Below are 16351 nucleotides of genomic sequence, written 5' to 3'. Positions count from 1 at the left end.
CTTATTTGTTGCCTTTAACGGCTGTTTTCACAGTTACAAAACTGTTTTTCGGCCCTGGAATTGCACCTTTAATGAGGAGCAAATTGCGATCTGTATCAACAGAAACAACTTCAAGGTTTTGAACAGTTACTTTTTCTCCGCCCATACGTCCAGGAAGTGCTTTCCCTTTCAGTACACGGTTTGCAGAAATGGAGCCCATAGAACCAGGACGGCGATGGTAACGGGAACCGTGTGCCATTGGTCCGCGTGATTGTCCGTGGCGTTTAATCGAACCCGCGAAACCTTTACCTTTAGAAGTACCGGTTACGTCTACGATTTCTCCTTGTGCAAAAATATCAGCTTTTAGCTCCTGACCTACTTCGTATTGGCCTAAATCCACATTACGAAGTTCACGTACGAAGCGCTTAGGTGTTGTATTCGCTTTTGCTGCGTGGCCTTTTTCAGGCTTGTTTGTGCGTACTTCTTTTTTGTTAGCGAAGCCGATTTGAATCGCTTCATATCCGTCCGTTGTTGTATCCTTCTTCTGAAGAACAACACAAGGACCCGCTTCGATAACAGTTACCGGAACTACTACACCTTCCGCAGTAAAAACTTGAGTCATCCCAACTTTTCTACCTAAGATTCCTTTGGTCATGATAGCCACCTCCTAATTAATGATTGTTTTATCTATTCGTTTCATCATCGTTTATATCGGGTATTACAGTTTGATTTCAATATCCACACCAGATGGTAAGTCAAGACGCATAAGCGAATCAACCGTTTGCGGTGTTGGATTCACAATGTCGATAAGGCGCTTGTGTGTGCGCATTTCGAATTGTTCACGGGAATCCTTGTATTTGTGTACCGCACGAAGAATCGTGAATATGGTTTTTTCAGTCGGAAGCGGAATCGGCCCAGACACCTCTGCGCCTGAACGCTTTGCAGTATCAACAATCTTTTCTGCGGACTGATCAAGAATTCTGTGATCGTATGCTTTTAAACGGATACGAATTTTTTGCTTTGCCATTGTAGTCCCTCCTTTTCGCCTATTTTATAAAACAGACAGTTCTCAGCGGAAAAACCTGCACACCGGCCATGGCATCGGAACCTGGTGTGTCAGCAACCTCCCGCGTCATCGCGTCTATTAAACCAACATCAACTATTATATCGATTTCTAATAATGAATGCAAGTTTTTTCTGTGTCAAATATTTATTAACTCAGACCTTGAATATTCTATCCCATTTCATATAGAAATGCAAGGTGCTTTTTCTAATTATTTTTTTTCCAGATCCGGCCTTCTTCCGTCCTCCTCGTTATGTTATTTTTGTCGAGGGACTCAAGAAACGGAATGAGGTATTTGCGGGATAAGCCAAGCACTTCCTTCGCAGCGGCAGGCGTTACCACCGGTTCTTTGCCAAGCGACGATTGCAGCTTTTCAATTCCTTTATCCCATTCCTTCCTATATATATAAAACTCATCCGTAATCTGAACAATCTCTCCCTTATTAAGAAGGTACGCTTTTAAGTCACCAGCTGCCGCTTCCGGAATCTTATACTCCTCCATAAGCGCGTTCCATGCCGGGGGAGTGATCCCCGCCCTCTCTAATTGTAGCAGCGCCTGCTCCATGGCCTGTTTATGCCTTTCAGGGAACTCGGCAGTAAAGGAAGGCAAAAAGATAACATCCGCTGTTTCGGCAAGCTTCCCACGCCGGCATGCCCATTGAATGAACAAACGCCACAGCTGCTCCGGCGTGTTTTTGAAACGCGCGCTTTTCAGCGCGGCCTTCCCCATACCCGGCCGGAGCGGGTGCTTCTCATGATACTCCTTCAAATCTCCCTCCACGCGCTCCATCCAGCGTTCTAACGTAGAGGCCAGCAGAAGAAAGCGCCCTTCCTTTCCGGAAGCATTTTCTGAGCCGCCAATGGACAGGATGGTTTCCTTTTGTCTTAGAATGGCTAACATTTCTTCTTCATTTACTGCAAGCTGCTGCATGGCGTCGTCCACCGTCGCAAACTGAACCTGTTCCAGGTATTGTTCTAATTGCTCGCGCGGGTCCCCCTCCGCAAGCCGCCGCAGCCTGGACGCTGTTTCTTCCCCGAAGCGATGCCGCTCTGCATACGGATCGATAACCTGGCCGCCGCCAATCGTTGCCATTGGAGAAAGCCTGCGAAGAATAAAGGGTTCGCCCTTCTTCGTAACAATGCTCTCTTCCAGCTGCAGCTGGCATACCGTTTCCTCTCCGGGCTCCAGCACGTTTCTGTCAAAAAAAATAACGGTGCCCATTACTTCCGACGTGCCAATGTGCAGGCGCACCCTTGCCCGCTGTTTCAACGAAAAAGAGAGGCTCTTTAACACAGCCAGGCGAATATCAATCCGTTCTGTCATTTGAAAATACCCTGGCGCTGCCAGCGTCGTGCCTCTCGCCGCTGTTTCCGATTGTCCACCCGTTATATTGACTGCAGCCCGCTGTCCGGCGAACGCTTCGCTTACCTGTTTATGGTGTACATGGACCTGTCTTACGCGCACGGTACCACCATCCGGCAGAAGCTGCAGTGAATCTCCTTCTGCTATCGTTCCTTCATAAACAGTCCCTGTGACAATCGTGCCGGCACCTTTTATTTTAAACGCCCGATCAATCGGCATCCGTGCAGGCGCGCCCTGCTTTCTGGAAGGAATCGAGGCAATGCCTGTCTGCATCTCTTGTTTTAGAAGGTCGATGCCCGCTCCGGTCTTTCCGCTCACCGCCACGATGGGAGCCCCGGATAAAAAGGTCGTATCCGCCCATTCCTTTACTTCCTCCCGAACCATGGCCAGCCACTCACTGTCAACGATATCCGTCTTCGTTAAAACGATAATGCCCTTATGAATGCCAAGAAAGCCGAGAATATCAGCGTGTTCCCTCGTCTGGGGCATCACACCTTCATCGGCGGCGATGACAAGCAGAACAAGATCGATGCCTGCTGCGCCCGCAATCATCTGCCGGATGAAACGTTCGTGCCCGGGTACATCCACTACCCCGACTGTTTCGCCTCCGGGCAGCGTACAGGGCGCAAAGCCAAGTTCAATGGAGATGCTCCGTTCCCTTTCTTCTTTAAGCCGGTCCGTATCAATGCCAGTAAGCTGTTTAGTCAGTGTAGTTTTACCGTGGTCAATATGGCCGGCAATGCCAATCGTATGGTATGTAAGGTCATTTGTGTTCAATCGTAATACCGCTCCTCTCCTCCCGCCTGGCGCAGCTCATTCGTAAGCAGGCGGCGGTAAAGCTTTTGATGCACTCTTCTCTTCATCTTAACGGTATTGTGTCTTTTTTTCAAAAAAGGTTACTTTTCTAATTAACTCTGGTTGTTTCGACACGAATTAAAACCTGTTTTGAGTTAATAGACGGCATGTCTGCATCCATGTACTCCATTGTTTCAGGTCCGCCAAATTCAGTAACCATTACTGCTTTCAAGCTGAATACCTCCTCATGGTATGATCTAGATAGTATATTTCACATCCAATCTGGAATTCCCTTCCTCTCTTACGCAAACAATTGGGCAATGTTGCAAAAATTCACTTTTGAAGGTTTTCCATTGAGTAAATCAGGCAAAAATAACAAAAGGATAGAAGAAGGTGCTCGAAAACGTTATGCAAAAGCACATGAAAAAGCTGGTTTATAGGATTTTTACGCGGGTTATGTTACAATAGTACGCATGGTTAAGACAGTTAACCGTTTCGAGTATGATTTGGGGGTGGATGGGGTGCTGGTGCCCTCCCCGGTCTTCAAAACCGAGTGGGACGTCCGTGAGGCGTCCGGTGGGTTCGATTCCCACCCTCTCCCGCCAATCCTTATATACCAAGGGTTTCATCCGCTTATACACATGTAATTCTTGTGGTCACAACTCTGTGGTTTTTTTCTATTTAGTCACAAATTGGTCACACGATTTTGAAATGATACCTTTTGCCAATAAATTATGAAAAAAGAGCCCTGGGTTTAACTATCCAAGACTCGTTCTATTTAGCGGGATAATTTATATAGTACATATTGATTCAAAGAAACTCCCTCTTTCTCCGCCATTACCGTTAGGTGCTTATGGAGAGATTTTGGAATTCGTACATTAAACTTACCACTATAATCATCATCCACAGGTTCTGGAACTGGATCTCCGTATTCCAATTTTACTTCAATCCATCCTTCCATCGCTTCACGAATAGATTCATACGCTTCTCGCAGGGTATCTCCATATGAAGCGCAACCCTCTAATTCCTTTACTCTAACGTAAAAATAATTATCTTCCCCAATTCCTTTGGTAAATTCCAATGTATAAGGTAAATTCATGTAATACTCAATATTTTTATTTTCCATACACTCACCTCATATAGATAGTATCATATATGGTACCAAATAATAAATAAAGTAAAGTTTTATATAAAATAAATGCTCTTTTCGCAAAGATTATTGCTATTAATATAAGATTTTTATTTAGCTACCATGTAAGATCCTAACACAACAAGTAATTTACTTGTTTAATCTTTGTCTTTATTCTTTCGCTACCCTTCTTACCAATATTGAAAAATCTTGATATAATTCATTTGTTTACTTAAAAAGGGAGGTCCCAAAATATAATGGATAGGTTAATACGATTTATAATTGCAGTAATTATTGGTTATATCATCACAAATGGAACCTATAATATTTTTGCAAGTTCTTTATTCAATAGCGTCCCGATCCTGGGAGATGTCTTAACCGGATTTGATATTGCCTATATAATGCAAAATACGCATGCTGGTATGGAATTAAGTGAAGCCGCCAACGTGATGGTTTCCGTGTTAGTATGGTATTTTTTTAATATCGTACTTGAAGGTATTATGCATAGAGAAAATTCACGACTCTTTATCACTATTCAAGTTATCAGCTTCTACCTGTTAAACTTGATTTTTCTTATATTACCAATATTCTTATTTTCAAGAACATTTATGAAATTATTCAACATATTATTGAAAACATTACAAAAGCATTATATGGATGATCCCTCTTTATTAAAGGGGTTGCAAAAAGCCTTATGGGTCCGTTTTGGAGTAGAAAATAAGAGCAATAAGCATCAGAAAAGGACTTTTATGTCGTTTTAACATAACTATAGAAAAAAGACCGACTTTATTTGTCCCTCCTAAAAATTTATTCTTTTGTAACAATTTTTACTTATCGAAAATTACAAAGAGGTATCCCGCAAAGTTTGAACTCACGAGATGCCTCTTATTTTTACACGTTGTGGTAAAGATGTGGTCAAGCTACCACATTGTTTCGAAAATCTAATAATATTTTCAAGTTATTGAACAACCAAATGAGTGTGATTTCTTATTACCCCAAAATTTTCCCAATCATGACTTCAATACAATCACTATTGTCAAGACAAAGTACGTTGCGTGCCTCACGCTCCGGTTTGCTCATATTCCACCACGTTTTCAAATCCGAAGAAGGTGTCCCGGACATGATAAAGGAATTAAGCATCATTCTCTTATCGTCACAGGAAGGCTGTAACCGTGCTTCTAACTCCTTTATTTTTAAATAGAAGCTAACTTTGGGGTCATCCGGCATAGTCCTCAACAAGCCCTTCGGGTCGATGAAGGATAAGTAAAACAAGAGCCATGTCGGCTCTTAAAAATATCGTTTATAAAGTTCACTGCGTCGCTCCCCCCGCAACTGGGCATAAATTTGAGTGGTTGATGCCTTTTCATGTCCCAGCATCTAAGAACGCCCTTTTCCTATATAATAGAAAAGGAGATGCGCTTATGTTTGAGAAATCAAAAAATCATGAGTGTGTGGGCGTATTTCATCAATTTACTTATGAAACTTTTAGTTCTGATAGATTCCCATTCGATTTGTCCATGATGATTCCGCGAACGTTCACATTGGATGGAACAAGTGAATGATTTCGAATAATCTGGACACTTGTTTGTACACCATCCATTATCGTTTTGCTGCCCTCTAACCATTCACGCATAGAGGTCTCAGGAAATTCAGGCATACAAGTTTTAAATAGATAATCTAATACTTCTCTTTGTTCTCGTAATTCTTCTTTTTCATAAATTTTGTCCAATACTTCTTGCATATTAACTGCATTTGTTGGTTTGCCTTTTGTGCCGACTACATAAATTTCCTCAACGTTTTCCTCATACACCGAAAGGATGATATCTCGCATGAGATCGCTATAGGGTTCTGTGATAACAGGACCATAAATTTGTAACACTAACATATCATCAGAATGGATATTGAACGCTTTTTGTACCTGTTCTATTGTGTTATCCATTCCTATAATAAATAAGCTTTTATTTATTTGCTCCTTAATCATTTTATTCACCCCTATAATAAAATTATATGAATCAATTTATGAAAATTGGGCTTCCAAATTCTTTGCAAATTTAAAAACCATGAGTCGTTCTCCCGTATTTGTACTAATATCGGTGTGGAAACTGGCGACCTCTTCACCTGTAATCTTGAAGATGATTTCTTTTAATTGTTCAATCCCCGATTCTACCAAGCCATTACGGTTCCTTTTGACAGACAACATTCCATCTTTATCTTTGCATAAGGAATATTCAGCGGGAGTTAAGACATGATCCAATTGAACAATAATCATGTTTCGTAAGATATCGGATTTTACAGCTACCGCTCCAACGCCTAGGTAATTTTTTTCCCATTGTGTTAACGCTTTACTGATTTCAGCTTCTGTAGCGCCTTTCGATTTTCTTATACTTATTTTCTTATCCCTCTTTGTTAATACTTTACTGATTTCAGCTTCTGTAGCCTCTTTTGATTTACTCATACTTATTTTCTTATCCCTCTCTCATAGAATTGACCTAATCAAGGAACACATTGGTATAGTATTGGAAAAACCAATCCTTTCTATCCCTGCTCCCGGTCGATTGGTGGGAAAGATGTCATGACCAACTTTCCCAGTTTCCCTCTGGTTCTATGCATGCAAGCCGAATCCATCCGTTTTGGACTTTTTGACGAAATTCAGGCACTTGTTCCAACAACCGTTCCACGTACTTTCTTGGCGCTTGAATCACCACCAACAAACGCAATGGTTCATGGTACATTTCATTATCCGATTGTGCGACAGACTGCCAAGGAAGTCCTGTCAATAAGTCACTGGCGTTCCCCTGCATAACACCAATCCCAGAGGTTACGGTTTGAGTCGCTTTATTCCCGCTTCCGTAATAATGAGGGGCAACGGTAGATGCATAATATTGCAGATTAATCCATTGGGCAACCGTTACCGGACCTGTAATGATGTTGGAAAGCAACGTGCCGGTCCTATCCTTTTTCCAGTCGTAGGTTTGGAGAAACGTTCTTCCATCCAAGTTGCAATTTCGGGTAAGTGTACGACTTCCAATGATAAAGGAGGCGTTACGCGCTAACCCCCATTCTGGCCGTATCTCACTCCAATCCTCAGCAAAGCGTTGTGCCTCCGCATTTGGATTTCTGAGCTGTGTGCGAATATTTGGTAAGCGTGAAAGTCGTTCTGCATTTGCCTTCTCACTCACCCTTTGCATCGTAGATTCAATTTGATTCAAAGCTTCTTGCGCTGCAGGAGAAAGTGCGGGAACATACAGCCAACGTAACGTATCCAATGATGTGATATGTTCGGCAGCCGCAAATAGGGTATCATCGGGAATCACAATACCCTCAGTTTTAAGTGCTTGCCTGACACTTGGCAGATTGCATAAGGTCGCAAGTACCCGGGCATTGAATCCACTTGACGTCCCTCCACATGCCCCACAATCCAAAGATGAAGCATAAGGATTATTGGTACTGTGGCTACCGTGACCGCAAATAACCACCAAAGGAGCGAAACGCTCGGTAAGCCCCATCATTTTTAGAGCTTGCCGTGCATAGTACACTTTTTCTTTCTCGGAAAAACCAATCGTTAACTCCGTTCCCGTAGTGTGTATCTGACTGAGTGTGAGTTCTGTTGAAGGTTTACGGAGCCATGTGTTCCGAAGTCTGCGCAAGGAAATCCCTATGCCCCGTGGAACAAAGCAGCGTGCCAAGGTCTGTAAACAAAGCCAAGGTCCGCTAATCTCCGGCAGTACGAGACTTGTAAACATGTTGTGTTTCATTGCGTCAAACGTAAAACTAAGAGAATTAGCCGCCTGTTGTCTCTGAAGATAGGAGTTATATTCCTTATCATGTGACATTTCTTTGACTTTATGTTTGGGCTTAAACATCACTGGTAATGAGTTATGGGTGTGTTGGTTCCCAAGTGTACAGGTTTCTATCGGAAGCCCGAAAAAGCCAGCTGTTCCAAAGGTTTCGAATGGACCTGCCTGTTCAAGGTGGCGGCGAAAGGACTCAGAACGTGTATCAATACAAAACACAAATTGAGCTAATGTAGGCGGCGTAGGTTTGGTTTCTGTGTGTGCTCCAGATGTGATCCTCTTCCTAACATTTTCTTCGTAGGTTTGTTCCCAAGCTTCCAGCCAAAGCCGATTCCGTACCGTTTTATCGAAACGATAAGCAAGGTTCAACCGTGCTTTTAATTCGGAATCGGATACCTTCGCCCATTCGTGAATTGGCAGGTCCCCCCATTGTACACAGGCAGCAATCAATGATTCCAAAAGTAAGGGTTCCTTCGTTCGTTCCTTCGACAAAGGAAGATACCGTTTGAGGAAGGCCCACTCCATACAAATTCGAACAGCCAAATATTCCAAAAGCAGGGAGCTTTCTTGATCGTTTTGTTGGGAACGCCAAAGCATCATCCCCGCCCACCCGGGCATGGTAAGCAAATGGGCCTCCAGGTAACCTTGTATATTCGACTCAGGGATTTCAAGTTTCAACAAAACTTCTTGTAATGCCCGGTCCGCCTCACTTGGTAGTCCTTTCAGTTGTTTCCGTACGCCGGATGATATTGCTGGGTCAAACTGAACAAATCTCTTCCACGCCTGATAGAATCCTTTTTCTCGTTGGGGCATGGACCAAACCGCTTGAGATTCATCCAAGAATAATTTGCACCACTTGATACAATGGCGATTGAGATTGGAAGCTACCTCTGTAATCCCATCCTGTTCCAAACGCTGACTGTAGGTTCGTACAACATCTGGTTTTGTAATCTGAGGGTTAAACCAGTTTAGTCGTTTTGCCAACCGTTTCACCTCAGGTGTTGTCAGAAGTTTCGAAGATGGCGCATTTAGTAAAGCAGTCAGGCAGAACTGTTCGGCAACTTTTCGCGGTAGGTTTAACGACTGGGAATCAAGCCATTTTTGAAGACCCATTTCAAGAAACGACATGTGAATCTCGCCATGATTCCACGCAGAATGGAATACGAAATCGCTCGGATACATATCTACATCACACGTCTCTTTGAATCGTCGTGCCACTTGCTCAAAAGAATGCCGCTCCAATCTCATCCACGGGTGACGTGCCGCAAATGTTTGTATAGGTCCAAGAGGTGCGATAACTTCACTCGCGGATTTGACATACTGCTCAATTTCTCGAATTTGGAAATCAGATTTCTTTTTTACCTGCACTGGTTGGGCAGTAGGAATCACATCTATTACCTCCTCGTTAGGGATTTTATTAGATATGTTGGATGGATCTCGACAGAATCGTTTTGAGGTTCACTCAGATGCACAAGCCATAAATAAAGAATGGCAAAAGACGTTGATGACTGCCGACGAACGAACCACGATCCTATAAAGCTTCCAAGGAACAATAGAAACACAAGCAAAATACCCGATAGTATGGGCGGTTGCAATCCTTTTTGTACGGCTGCCTGTAACAGTAGATAAAAGGCGTTATGAGTCATGTAAAATACGACTGCAACTCCTGCAAATAGGGAAGCCCCTGCAATACGCCCAATGCGGCCATATCCTTGAGCCACAAGTTTTGTCCATGCCAGTGATACAGACCAACCTAAGAATATGGCACTTACCAATTGATACACGTGACCGCGGGACGTAAGCCAAACAACTATACCTACGATAAGCCCTAATACAACGCCAATGACGTTCCAAAAAAGGGAATATGGTGCATAGCGAGATAGGGGTTTATTGTGCTCGATTGCAGAACCAGCTCGTAAGAATAAAGTTGCTTTGAAAACTCCGTGTAATATGGCGTGAGCAATCGCTGCCCAATATGCACCTAATGCACACTGAATTAACATGAAACCCATTTGTGCCATTGTAGATCCTACGAGTTGTCGTTTATAGTCCACCTGAACCAACATGATTCCGGTCCCAATCAGGACTGAAAGGCTACACCACACGAGCAAAACCATCTGTGCCGCACTGTCGTTAAAAATTGGAGCAAAAAGGGTCAGCAGAAGTCCTCCGGCATTCACAATGCCCGCATGCATGACAGCGGAAATTGGTGTGGGAGCCACGACCGAATCTAACAACCAGCGTTGGAACGGCCATTGAGCAGCTGGGATTATGACAGCTACGACAAGAAGTAGATTGATAGATGTCCTCTCCCATGAACTAAACTCTGCAAGACTGGTTGGGGTTAGAATAAGTGACACCTGCCAATGGCCTGTAACATGCGCCATCCAAAGTATCGCGACGAGCAAGATAAGCCAACTCATTAAAAACAGTCGCCCGGAAAGAAAAGCTGCATTTCGGGCGACATGCCACTCTTTTTTCAAACGGATGAGCCACGTGAGTCCAAGAAGCGTAGCTCCCCAACAGGCCAAAAGCCACCGTAAATCGTCACTCAGCCAAGCAACGGAATCCGCAACCGTAGTGAAGGTAAGAAGCGCAAAATAGGTTCGGTACGAACAATCGCCCAGTAAGTAATGAACCGAGTAACGCTGTACAAATAAATTAATGGTAAGAACGAACAATGCGATAAGCCAGGATAATGAATCAAACTGCCAAGGACCCAAAAAGACATTTCTATGATCAAAAACAAGAGCTAATAAGGCAACTATTGGCGGTAATGATATAAGGCCGATATGAATCCGAACAAAAGTTACGGGAACACGAGGGTAAAACAGAAATATCGCGCTAAGCAAAGAAATTGCAAGTACGATAAGAAATGCGATTGGGAATGAAATAAAGCTAAGGCCTATCATCCGGTTTCCTCCCTTGCAAGAATTAGATGAAAGCAACAAAAATACTAAAATCAGAAATAACCATTGGTATCATTTTAAAAACGCTCCTTTCCTTGTTTAGGCCCTTTTTTTCAAATAAAAAAAACCGACAAATCCAGAATTCATGGTCTTATAACCATTAATCTCTGAAACTTGTCGGTTTACTGTCAACTAACCAATTGGTTTTTTGAAAAGTCTACCTAATTTTCTATATTGAATTGCATTCGAAACTCCGCAAATCTCTTAACACCATTCATAATAGATTTCACGAATAGAGCATACGTAAGGATTTCACTTAATGATTCTCTGCCTATATTCTAGTATTTATTATATACCCCGTCAAGGGTTGTAATAAAACCAATTAAAAATCCCATCCTTTCTTTGTCATGGTTTCATAACTAAATTAAACAAATCCATGTTTTATTTCAAACTGTTGTACTCTTTTTTCGCTTGAAAAAAATAACTGCCATACCGAGTGCTAAAGCAAATGTTTGGAAATCGAAGGCTTGATTTTTCGTAAAATTATATACAACTTTTACAATTCCATACAATATCCAAAAACCTGTAAACCACCTTGCGTACTTCCAAAAAAGTTTCATTTATTTTTTCCCTTTCGTTCTTGAATAAATTGCGCTTTAATTAAAAGTTTACCATTTTATTTTACTAAGCTGCTCGTTAGTTAATTAAGCAACATCCTATATAACACTGAAAGATTACTCCTCTTTTAATCGTTTTTATTTATCCAACTGCTTTAGTCTTTTTTCTACTCTTACAAACATACAGATGATTAACACTAACATTAGACCCATAATAAAAAGCAAAGTAACAGACGCTTGTTTGAAAATAACGCTAAATAAACTTCCGATAATCATAAAAAAGTAACCATACTTTACCATAATTTCAGCACTGTATCTATTTCCTTCCCTCCACAACTTCGTGTTTTTCATGGAACGGAAAGTTCGATAGCCATAAATCGCGTTGATACTTCTTGGCGGTTTGTACTTTAAGAGCAGCCCAGACAGAATAAAGATAATTCCAATCAATACACTAATCCCAACATTCATAAGCAGCATTGTTTCCACTCCTCATAAAAAAAGGAATAATATTACAGTTTAAATAATAACATATATTTAGATTAGACCCCAAAAAGGATGGCTTTTTTGTAGTCTAAGATAAAGTAGTGGGTAAATTCATCCTGAGTTTTTGTTCTATATGACGAGATATGAGCATCTTACGATGCCCGGCGGGCATATTGGTTTACTCTTTTGATGTTATACGCCATGACTTTGAAATGAATCCATATTTTTGAGCGCACGAAACCGCGGATTGGTAATTCATCAATCCGGTAAACACGTCGAAGAACAGAAGGCACTCCCTCTACACCTGCACGAAAATTCGCGAGTGCTTTATGCCGTTCACTTCCCATTTTGGTACGCATTCGATCAGCCTGACGCTTTGTTTCTGTAAAGCGGAGCGTATTCATTTCTTTTTTTTCTTCCACAGGACAACGGTGTAAAAGAGGACAGTTTTCACAGTCTGGTTTTGCAAATTTAGCACGATACACTTCTTTTTCTGGCTTGTATTCTGAATATAAAGGGGCATGTCCAGCTGGACAACGAACAATTTGATGCGTTTCTTCGTTCATTTCGAATGTATCGACGCCCATTCGGTCATCCGGAACGGAAGACCCCGTCATCTTTGAAACATGGAACGCTACGTTTACTTTCTCTGCGTGTATCGCTGTACTTGCTCGGTAATAAGCACCATCAGCTACAAGCGTATCCAATTCACGGACTAAAGCATGTTCAGAAATGTCACGATTTGTCGAGAAAATATTATTGTTCGGAGAGCTTTAACATTAGATAATGTAAGATATGCTTGCAAAACTTGTTATTTATTGGGGAGAGGTCTAGGGTGATTGAAGAAGTGGAGTTAAGATTAACCATAGATGAACTAAAAAAAATTCTAGCGGATAAAGCAATACAGCATCATTTCAATTTTCAACATCCAGAGATCCTTCATCTTAGTCAAGAACTCGATTTTTTAATTGTAAAGTCAATGAAGCATAAAAAAAATCGCTATCTCTGTATAGAATAGCGATTTTATTTTGATTTTCTCTAGAACAAGGATATTAATTTCACGCCGGTAAAACAATCTCAACAATGGTTCCGAATTTCGTGGGCAATGCCGGCTGCCAATTCACCTATAACAGCTAACTTATCTGTTTTGCGTATGATTTCTTCCGTCTTTTTACGCTCAGTAATATCTCGACCAATGACCACAATTCCTTTCCGTTTACCATCAGGATAAAAAGTAGGTACTTTAATGACATCAAAAGTTCTAGATACCCCATCCGGTTGTGGAATAACCTCTTCCAACTGTATCATTCTCTGTGCTTTCCATGCTTCCTCGTCGCTACGTTGACAATTGAGAAATGCCTCTCCTGCAACTTGACTATAAATAGCTAATTCAGTATCCCTTTTTCCCTTATAAGGAGCATTCCCTAATTGAAAAAGGTGAAGTCCAGCATGATTCGCTTCTAACCATCGCCCCTCTCCATCCTTTAAAAATGCACCATCAGGAAGAGCATTAATTAATGTACGTAATTGTTTTTCACTTTCTTGTAATGCTTCTTCTGCTTGGCGTCGCTTTGTAATTTCTCTGGCGACAACTACAACATTTATAACTTCCCCATTTCCCCCAATTACAGGCATCCCATTTGCCTCAACAGCGATCCAATCCCCATTGCTATGTTTATATCGAAGCTCAACGAGGTGAGGCAATTTTGTTATTATCATTTTCTTGTATATATTTTGCACGAAAGAAATGTCCTCTGGATGAACCAAATCAAATACCATTCTACCTTCATAAACGGTTGGTGAGAATCCTAAGACCCTCTTATGTGACGGAGAAGCGTACTGAACAACACCTGTCTCATCCAAAACAATAATTAAATCTGACATGTTCTTTGCTATAAAACGGTAATTGTTTTCACTCTCACGAAGTTGTTCCTCCATCTGTTTTCGTTGCGTAATGTCTTTTGCAATGATATAGACACCTACAATTTTATTGCGAACAATAATTGGAACATTTTTAACACTCAGCTCAATCCGATGACCTTCCTTATGAGTGATGGTAACCTCATAATTTTGTGATTCACCTTGTGCCGTTCGCTTAAAATATCGTAGCACCTTCATAATATTTTCTTTAGTAATAAATGATTTTAATGAATGGTTAAGAATTTCTTGAGTTGAATACCCAGTAATCCTCTCAGTGGCTGGATTTACACTTGTAAATTTACCTTGTAAGTCAAGCGAACAAATAGAATCAGGATTATTTTCGAGAAGCGAGTTAAAACGATCCTCAATTTCTTTGGAACTTTGCTTGACTCGTTTACTCTTTGTGATAATTTTCAACCTTTTACTATCCATCTATACTGCTCCCTTATGTAATTATCTCCAAAAGCCCATGCTTCCTATCGACTTACATATAATTATAGAGCATACCAAAAAAATGATCCTTACTATTCTTAGTAAGGACATACCACTTTAGCTATTGGATTGTCGAAAATTATTTTGCTTTTTCCTTCTGGGAGAAAAGTGTCCCCAAATCAAAGTTCAATTTGTAATACAAATAAACATCAATTCACTATTTATCATTCAGATGAGGGGCTTTTGAATTAATGTGGCAAATACAAATTGATGGACGTGTCCATCGTCCAGTGTTGTTCTTCCTCTAACAAAATGTACATGTTTCCCATTACCGACAGGAATAGCAGGACCCGTTGTTATAGCAACTTCATGATGATGATCAAAAAAGTCCGTATTCGTTGATATGACATGCACATGACTATTACCCCTGGGAATGGCTTCACTTGTAACTCCTGCAAAACGATGGTTATGTCTCTCATCCCCTGCTTCTGCTAGCTTCGTACTGCCTAGAAATTCGTGTACATGGGTCTGTGTCGATCCTTTTGAATTTGTTTTGCGATTCGATTGACTTTTTATCTTAAAACTTTTTTTATTTGGTGTTTTTTTGTTCATAAAGACGTTTCCCCCTCCGTATGCATTCTTATATTACCGAATGTCCCCTTCTTTCTTGAGAAGCTCTTAATTAGCCCCGAAAGAGTTTCTTCGATGATATTACCTTATGTAAGCGGAGAGGTACGAGTGTTAGGCAAATGCCTTTTGCGTATTAAATGTATTTCACCTGAGAATATAAAATGGTTGGAAGGAAATATTAAGAAAAGCGAAAAAATCCCTGTTTGTATTTGACAGGTCTTAGCATCTTTTTTCCCTTTGTATTCAAGCCATTATTGTGCGCCGTTGGATTATTCGATTTACACGATGGAGCGAATTATGGGAAAACCGCCTCAAGGTACACCCATATTATGGAGAATATTTTCTAATAAAGAAAAAGAAGGATAAACTATATAAAGAAAACAGCCTACAAAAAAACGAAAGCTGGACCGATAATGAATGGTAAAAAAACACTCATAAACATATCACTACTTGTCCTTTTTTTATCTGCGATACTAGCAAAAGAAACGAATACAGAACATGCTTCAATGAATAGTTCGATGAATGTTAGACACAGAGGAATAAATTGCTTCTCCGCTTCTCCCCTTTATAAAGTCAATGTAAAAGAAAAACTCATCGCTTTTACTTTTGATGACGGTCCTCATCCTGTTTACACCCGAAACGTATTGAAAGTCTTAAACAAATACCAGGGAAAGGGAACTTTTTTTGTCACAGGACAACGTGCACAAAGCTTTTCGTCCGTCATTAAAGAACTGGACGGGCAGGGTCACGAAATTGGAAACCATACATTTTCACATCCTTCCATGAGAAAAATCACCTCATTACAGCTGCAGAAAGAAATTCAAAAGGCAGATGACACCATCTATTCTTTAACTGGAAAATATCCTGTTTTCTTTCGCCCCCCGGCAGGGATACAAAACAGTGCTGTTATCAGCGCAGCAAAAAAGAAAAACCATATCATTGTCATCTGGTCAAAAAATCAAGATCCAAAAGATTGGGCCAATCCCGGGATAGAAACGATAGTAAGACGGGTTACACAGCATGCAGAGCCCGGGCAGATTGTTTTAATGCATGATTCTGGCGTGAATCGAACACAAACCGTCAAAGCATTGGAGAAAATTCTTTCTATCCTTTCTAAACAAGGATACAAATTTGTTACGATTTCTGATTTAGTACGTCAAAGTACAAAAGAAAAGACAGGAGACGAATGCGTTGACCTTGTAATAAAACCCTAAAACGAGCAAGCAGCCGTCCCGATT

At 41.1% G+C, this 16351-nt stretch carries 17 protein-coding genes and 1 tRNA gene; 4 read left to right on the top strand and 14 right to left on the bottom strand.

The window, feature by feature from the left end; all coding sequences use genetic code 11:
* Position 1: 1 nt before the first annotated feature.
* The 4 genes from rplC to MBEAL2_RS32950 all read right to left on the bottom strand — a co-directional run bounded on the left by rplC (position 2) and on the right by MBEAL2_RS32950 (position 3431).
* Positions 2-634: a 50S ribosomal protein L3 gene (gene rplC, locus MBEAL2_RS15700; RefSeq protein ID WP_047153220.1), complete on the bottom strand. Its 633-nt coding sequence runs from the start codon at positions 632-634 to the stop codon at positions 2-4.
* A 63-nt stretch (positions 635-697) separates the two neighbouring features.
* Positions 698-1006: a 30S ribosomal protein S10 gene (gene rpsJ / locus MBEAL2_RS15695; RefSeq protein WP_047153219.1), complete on the bottom strand. Its 309-nt coding sequence runs from the start codon at positions 1004-1006 to the stop codon at positions 698-700.
* Between the two features lie 243 nt (positions 1007-1249).
* Entirely contained in the window at positions 1250-3181 is a 1932-nt protein-coding gene (selB, locus tag MBEAL2_RS15690) for a selenocysteine-specific translation elongation factor (RefSeq protein WP_052947755.1), read from the bottom strand.
* A gap of 127 nt (positions 3182-3308) precedes the next feature.
* On the bottom strand, positions 3309-3431 hold the full coding sequence (locus MBEAL2_RS32950; RefSeq protein WP_439644878.1) for a hypothetical protein: 123 nt from the start codon (positions 3429-3431) through the stop codon (positions 3309-3311).
* 276 nt (positions 3432-3707) lie between these two features.
* Between MBEAL2_RS32950 and MBEAL2_RS31140 the strand changes: the two genes are divergently transcribed.
* Positions 3708-3804, top strand: a tRNA-Sec gene (locus MBEAL2_RS31140).
* 173 nt (positions 3805-3977) lie between these two features.
* On the opposite strand, the gene MBEAL2_RS15685 is transcribed toward MBEAL2_RS31140, so the two are convergent.
* Entirely contained in the window at positions 3978-4325 is a 348-nt protein-coding gene (locus tag MBEAL2_RS15685) for a type II toxin-antitoxin system HicB family antitoxin (RefSeq protein ID WP_047153218.1), read from the bottom strand.
* A gap of 260 nt (positions 4326-4585) precedes the next feature.
* Here MBEAL2_RS15685 and MBEAL2_RS15680 point away from each other — a divergent pair, with 260 nt between their 5' ends.
* Positions 4586-5089, top strand: a complete 504-nt coding sequence (locus MBEAL2_RS15680) for a hypothetical protein (protein WP_047153217.1) — start codon at positions 4586-4588, stop codon at positions 5087-5089.
* A 229-nt stretch (positions 5090-5318) separates the two neighbouring features.
* Here the strand turns inward: MBEAL2_RS15680 and MBEAL2_RS15675 are convergent, their stop codons facing one another.
* The 7 genes from MBEAL2_RS15675 to MBEAL2_RS15645 all read right to left on the bottom strand — a co-directional run bounded on the left by MBEAL2_RS15675 (position 5319) and on the right by MBEAL2_RS15645 (position 12838).
* Positions 5319-5564 (bottom strand): hypothetical protein, encoded by a 246-nt coding sequence (locus MBEAL2_RS15675; protein ID WP_201780823.1) that lies wholly within the window; start codon positions 5562-5564, stop codon positions 5319-5321.
* A gap of 238 nt (positions 5565-5802) precedes the next feature.
* Positions 5803-6309, bottom strand: a complete 507-nt coding sequence (locus tag MBEAL2_RS15670; protein WP_047153215.1) for a carbonic anhydrase — start codon at positions 6307-6309, stop codon at positions 5803-5805.
* A gap of 36 nt (positions 6310-6345) precedes the next feature.
* Complete coding sequence (locus MBEAL2_RS15665; RefSeq protein ID WP_173427723.1) at positions 6346-6711, bottom strand: Na-translocating system protein MpsC family protein; 366 nt, start codon at positions 6709-6711, stop codon at positions 6346-6348.
* A gap of 187 nt (positions 6712-6898) precedes the next feature.
* The gene (locus tag MBEAL2_RS15660; protein ID WP_236692899.1) at positions 6899-9511 is read right to left on the bottom strand and encodes a DUF2309 domain-containing protein; all 2613 of its coding nucleotides are present in this window, start codon (positions 9509-9511) and stop codon (positions 6899-6901) included.
* 5 nt (positions 9512-9516) lie between these two features.
* Positions 9517-11034, bottom strand: coding sequence for an NADH dehydrogenase subunit 5 (locus tag MBEAL2_RS15655; RefSeq protein ID WP_047153212.1), 1518 nt, complete (start codon positions 11032-11034; stop codon positions 9517-9519).
* A 752-nt stretch (positions 11035-11786) separates the two neighbouring features.
* Positions 11787-12125, bottom strand: a complete 339-nt coding sequence (locus MBEAL2_RS15650; protein WP_047153211.1) for an SdpI family protein — start codon at positions 12123-12125, stop codon at positions 11787-11789.
* A gap of 158 nt (positions 12126-12283) precedes the next feature.
* On the bottom strand, positions 12284-12838 hold the full coding sequence (locus MBEAL2_RS15645) for a transposase (protein WP_161798219.1): 555 nt from the start codon (positions 12836-12838) through the stop codon (positions 12284-12286).
* A 128-nt stretch (positions 12839-12966) separates the two neighbouring features.
* On the opposite strand from MBEAL2_RS15645, the gene MBEAL2_RS15640 reads away from it, so the two are divergent.
* On the top strand, positions 12967-13149 hold the full coding sequence (locus tag MBEAL2_RS15640; RefSeq protein WP_047153209.1) for an aspartyl-phosphate phosphatase Spo0E family protein: 183 nt from the start codon (positions 12967-12969) through the stop codon (positions 13147-13149).
* Positions 13150-13208: 59 nt separating this feature from the next.
* Here the strand turns inward: MBEAL2_RS15640 and MBEAL2_RS15635 are convergent, their stop codons facing one another.
* The gene (locus tag MBEAL2_RS15635; protein WP_047153208.1) at positions 13209-14483 is read right to left on the bottom strand and encodes a PAS domain S-box protein; all 1275 of its coding nucleotides are present in this window, start codon (positions 14481-14483) and stop codon (positions 13209-13211) included.
* Positions 14484-14711: 228 nt separating this feature from the next.
* The gene (locus MBEAL2_RS15630; RefSeq protein ID WP_047153207.1) at positions 14712-15095 is read right to left on the bottom strand and encodes a YmaF family protein; all 384 of its coding nucleotides are present in this window, start codon (positions 15093-15095) and stop codon (positions 14712-14714) included.
* Positions 15096-15526: 431 nt separating this feature from the next.
* Between MBEAL2_RS15630 and MBEAL2_RS15625 the strand changes: the two genes are divergently transcribed.
* Entirely contained in the window at positions 15527-16327 is an 801-nt protein-coding gene (locus MBEAL2_RS15625) for a polysaccharide deacetylase family protein (protein WP_052947754.1), read from the top strand.
* Positions 16328-16351: the final 24 nt, after the last annotated feature.

Source organism: Aneurinibacillus tyrosinisolvens, from assembly GCF_001015055.1.
Taxonomy (GTDB): Bacteria; Bacillota; Bacilli; order Aneurinibacillales; family Aneurinibacillaceae; genus Aneurinibacillus_A; species Aneurinibacillus_A tyrosinisolvens.
This window is presented reverse-complemented; position numbering and strand designations above follow the sequence as displayed.